The 4,517-nt window shown below is 34.3% G+C and carries 3 protein-coding genes and 1 riboswitch; of the genes, 2 read left to right on the top strand and 1 reads right to left on the bottom strand.

Annotated features, from left to right (window positions below; genetic code table 11):
• The first annotated feature begins 134 nt into the window (after window positions 1-134).
• Window positions 135-389: a FeoA family protein gene (locus J5G60_RS16735; RefSeq protein ID WP_150358047.1), complete on the top strand. Its 255-nt coding sequence runs from the start codon at window positions 135-137 to the stop codon at window positions 387-389.
• A complete protein-coding gene (gene feoB, locus J5G60_RS16730; RefSeq protein ID WP_150358046.1) occupies window positions 373-2,496 on the top strand; it encodes a ferrous iron transport protein B in 2,124 nt (707 codons plus the stop codon). Before J5G60_RS16735 ends, feoB begins: the two co-directional genes overlap by 17 nt.
• Window positions 2,497-2,593: 97 nt before the next feature.
• Here the strand turns inward: feoB and J5G60_RS16725 are convergent, their stop codons facing one another.
• Window positions 2,594-4,066: an amino acid permease gene (locus J5G60_RS16725; protein ID WP_150358045.1), complete on the bottom strand. Its 1,473-nt coding sequence runs from the start codon at window positions 4,064-4,066 to the stop codon at window positions 2,594-2,596.
• 120 nt (window positions 4,067-4,186) lie between these two features.
• A riboswitch (Lysine riboswitch) is annotated at window positions 4,187-4,364 on the bottom strand.
• Window positions 4,365-4,517 lie beyond the last annotated feature (153 nt).

Below are 4,517 nucleotides of genomic sequence, written 5' to 3'. Positions count from 1 at the left end.
TTATAAAAGATTATAATCACGTTTATTTTTATATTTCATAAATTAATATTGAATCGAGTTTTAATCTAGACTAATATTTTTAGCCTAGGGAAATAATTTTATATTTTTACGAGCCCTGGGAAGGAGGAATTAATGTGGAAAAACTTTGTCATGTGAATGTAGGCAAAACAGTAATGGTAAAACAGCTCTTCTCAAAAAATCTACTTAGGGAAAGAATGATGGCACTTGGCATTACCAAGGGGACCTTGATAGAGGTGATATTAAAAGGACCTGGTGATAATCTGACTTTATATAAAATTAGAGATACTTTAATTGCTCTTAGAAAAGAAGAAGCCTCTTTGATAGCAATACAGCAGATAAAGGAGAATAAATATGGGATTAACTTTTGAATCCACAAGAAGCAAATCGCTTAAAGATACCTTCAATATTCAAGCTAAAGAAAAAACTTTCGTAGTAGCATTAGCTGGGAATCCCAATACAGGTAAAAGCACTATATTTAATTCTCTTACAGGTCTTCACCAGCACACTGGTAATTGGCCTGGTAAAACTGTAGTAAATGCCCGTGGAAGTTACAAATACAAAGATGAAGATTTTTTAATTGTTGATTTACCAGGTACTTATTCTATATTTGCATCTTCTACTGAAGAAACTGTAGCAAGAGATTTTATATGCTTTGGGAACCCCGATGTCATAGCTGTAATCACAGATGCTACCTGTTTAGAGCGAAATTTAAATCTGGTATTTCAGATAATGGAAGTTAACTGCAACGTAGTACTGTGTATAAATTTGATAGATGAGGCAGAAAAAAAAGGTATAATAATAGATGGCAAAGCTATAGAAAAAAAGCTGGGAATACCAGTAATCATGTCTTCTGCCAGAAACAATATAGGTATAGATGAGTTAAAAGAAAGTATATATGATATTGCGTTAAATAAAATAAAATTGAACTATAATCCTGTAACCTATAAAAACATAGAGAATACAGTAGATAAGATAAAAAAAATGGTAGAAAAAAGATTTTTGAATATAAACCCCCGGTGGCTTTCTATAAGGCTTATGGATGGAAATGAGAACTTTCTCGATTCTATGTCAAAGTATCTTGACAAAGATGCCCTATATTACACTAAAAAATCTGTAGACGAATTATGCAAAAATACAGATAGAGAAGCCATAAGGGATTATATAACGGAACAGAATTATAAGCTAGCTGAATTTATAAAATTAAATTATATTAAAAGAAAAAGAACAGGTAAAAAAGCTGTTAAAAAAATCAATCCTGATCTCATAATAACTTCAAAAAAATATGGAATACCACTCATGCTGCTGATGTTATGTGGAATTTTATGGATAACCATAAAGGGGGCAAATATACCTTCTGATATCCTATCCAAAATACTATTTGGATTCGAAGATGTACTTGCCAAATGGTTTATTGAATTAAATGTTCCCAAATGGCTATATGGTATGTTGATTTTAGGGGTTTATAGAACTCTAGCCTGGGTTATATCTGTAATGCTGCCTCCTATGGCCATATTTTTTCCCCTATTCACTTTGCTAGAAGATATTGGGTATCTACCCAGAGTTGCCTTTAACCTGGATCATCTTTTTAAAAAAGCCTGTGCCCATGGAAAACAATGTCTCACCATGTGTATGGGACTTGGGTGTAATGCCGCAGGAGTAATAGGCTGCAGAATAATAGACTCTCCAAGGGAAAAACTTATAGCTACTGTAACGAATAACTTTGTCCCCTGTAATGGAAGATTTCCTACACTGATAATAATATCTTCTTTGTTCTTTGCCTCAAGTGCCAATTTTTCTAAAATAATACCTGCGGTAATTATAACTCTCATAATACTATTCGGCATATGTGTAACATTATCTATATCTTATTTATTATCCAAAACCTTACTAAAAGGTGTTTCGTCCACCTTCACACTTGAACTTCCTCCCTATAGAAGACCTCAAGTTGGACGGGTAATATACACTTCCATAATAGACAGAACCATATTTGTACTCTGGAGAGCAGTAATTGTAGCAGCTCCGGCAGGAGCAGTTATATGGATACTCTCCAATATATACATTGGAGACATCAATATAATAAATCATGTAGTTATGTTTCTAGATCCGCTGGGAAAACTCATAGGTATGGACGGATGTATATTGGTGGCCTTCCTGCTTGGTTTACCTGCAAACGAAATAGTACTCCCTATCCTGCTTATGTTGTATTTATCCACAAATACAATGGTTGATGTTGAAAGCATCTTGTCTTTAAAACAGATTTTTTTAAACCATGGCTGGACATATCTTACAGCTATAAATATCATGCTGTTCAGTTTACTTCACTGGCCCTGTGCAACTACACTTCTTACTATAAAAAAAGAGACAAAAAGCTTAAAATGGACGGTACTTTCAGCATTTATTCCATTGATAACCGCCTTTGCAGTATGTTTGTGCACTACTTTGATTTATAGGGGAATTCATACTCTCTGTGTTTAAATATAAAAGTTCAAATATCGGGTATCAAATAGTGATAATTTTCAGCTTATGGCGAAAATCCACCAGATTTGAACTCTGACATTTGAACTTTTAACTTTTATTTCAAATATTTCATATCCTTTTCAATGCTGTCAAAATCAACTTCTTCTAATTTTATTGTGGAGGTATGATATTTTTTCTTATACCACAACCACAATCCTGCAAATAGAGGAAGGCCTATATAAGAGGAAATCACTCCGCTCCAGTCTATTTTATCGGCTCCAAAATAAGTAATTCCCTGCCCTAATATAACTACAATACACAATGCAAGAGCTATTATTGGTCCCAAAGGGAACAATTTAGCTTTATATTTCAATTTACTGAAATCACGTTTTTGTACCGTATAGGCTTTTCTGAAACGATAGTGGCAAAGTGCTATTCCAAGCCAGGCCACAAATCCTGCCAGTCCTGAAGCTGCCACAAGCCATACATAAACTGTAGATTCAGCATAAAGTCCCGTGAGAAAACATGCAGATGCCACTATAGTAGTAAGTATTAATGAATTTACAGGAACTCCTCTTGAATTGACTTTCGCCAACCATGCTGGAGCTTTTTTATCCTTTGCCATAGAATATAACATTCGGGTAGAAGCATACATTCCAGAATTTCCTGCAGATAATACGGAAGTCAATATGATTGCATTCATAAGGGAAGCTGCTCCTGCTACTCCTGCCCTTTCAAACACCATGGTAAAAGGACTTGTATTCACGCCTGCATTCATGTATGGAATTAAAGCTCCTACTACAAATATAGTACCTATATAAAATAAAAGTATTCTCCAAAATATAGTGTTTATTGCTCTTGGTATGTTTTTTTCTGGATCCTCACTTTCTCCTGCTGCTATACCTACAAGTTCTGTACCTTGGAATGAAAAACCTGCAATTAAAAATACCAAAAATATAGATTTAAATCCACCAACAAATGGAGCTTCTCCTATAGTAAAATTCTTCAGCCCTACAGGTTTTCCGTTAAATATGCCCCAGATAGTTGCTATGCCGACTATTAAGAATACAATAACTGTCAATACTTTGATTCCTGCAAACCAGAATTCCGATTCACCATAAGCCCTGGCAGATAATAGGTTAAGCCCAACAATCAAAGTCAAGAAACATATACTCCATATAATGGCAGGTATATTTGGAAACCAATACTGCATTATAAGAGCTCCCGCTACCATTTCTGCTGCTACAGTTATAGCCCAATTATACCAGTAGTTCCAACCCAATGCGAAGCCTAAAGCCGGATCTACGAACTTGGTAGCATAAGTGCCGAAAGAACCTGAATCAGGCATATATGTGGCCATTTCTCCCAAACTGGTCATTAGGAAATATACCATAACTCCTATACATCCGTAGGCTACTAGTGCTCCTCCGGGACCAGCTTGTTTAATAGTAGCACCAAGTGCTAAAAATATGCCTGTTCCAATGGCTCCACCCATGGCAATCATATTTAAATGTCTCGCTTTAAGTCCTCTTTTCAGCTTATAATTACTTTTGTCCTTTAGTTGTTCTACTGCATTTACATTTTGCATTTTTTATTCCTCCCTATGGGTTTTAAATTCCCATAAGTGAATTAACCAAGATGAGCCTATAATAAAAAATACCTTGAGAGTACACTCAAGGCAATTAAACATAAAAATATTAATTCCGTAATGAATGATAGCTCTCCACAAATTAAAATATTGTGACAGTCTTGTACATATTTTATACAAGCCCAGTTGTTCAGCATTAAAGCATTAGCTAAACACTTCGGCGAAATTTCCTTTTAAGTTGTTTCAATGCGCTTAACTCCGCAACTTTACTCTTAAATTTCGCACCTCTACCCCAGTTATTCACTTATATTAAATATTATGAACTAAAAATGAAATTTAGTCAATACATTTTAATAATTTTTGTTTTGCAATAAGCTATATTTTTCCTTTTTCCAGTTATTTTACTAAAATTGCATTGAATATATAATCAAATTAATATATTATATTATAT

Source organism: Clostridium sp. HV4-5-A1G, from assembly GCF_900184915.1.
In the GTDB taxonomy this organism is placed as follows: domain Bacteria; phylum Bacillota; class Clostridia; order Clostridiales; family Clostridiaceae; genus Clostridium_B; species Clostridium_B aromativorans.
Note: the sequence above shows the minus strand (reverse complement) of the source record. Positions and strands in the feature narration are given on the sequence as shown.

Coding starts and splice junctions, on each gene's coding strand:
- feoB (WP_150358046.1), top strand. CDS start 373: ATGGGATTAACTTTTGAATCCACAAGAAGCAAATCGCTTAAAGATACC.
- J5G60_RS16725 (WP_150358045.1), bottom strand. CDS start 4,066: ATGCAAAATGTAAATGCAGTAGAACAACTAAAGGACAAAAGTAATTAT.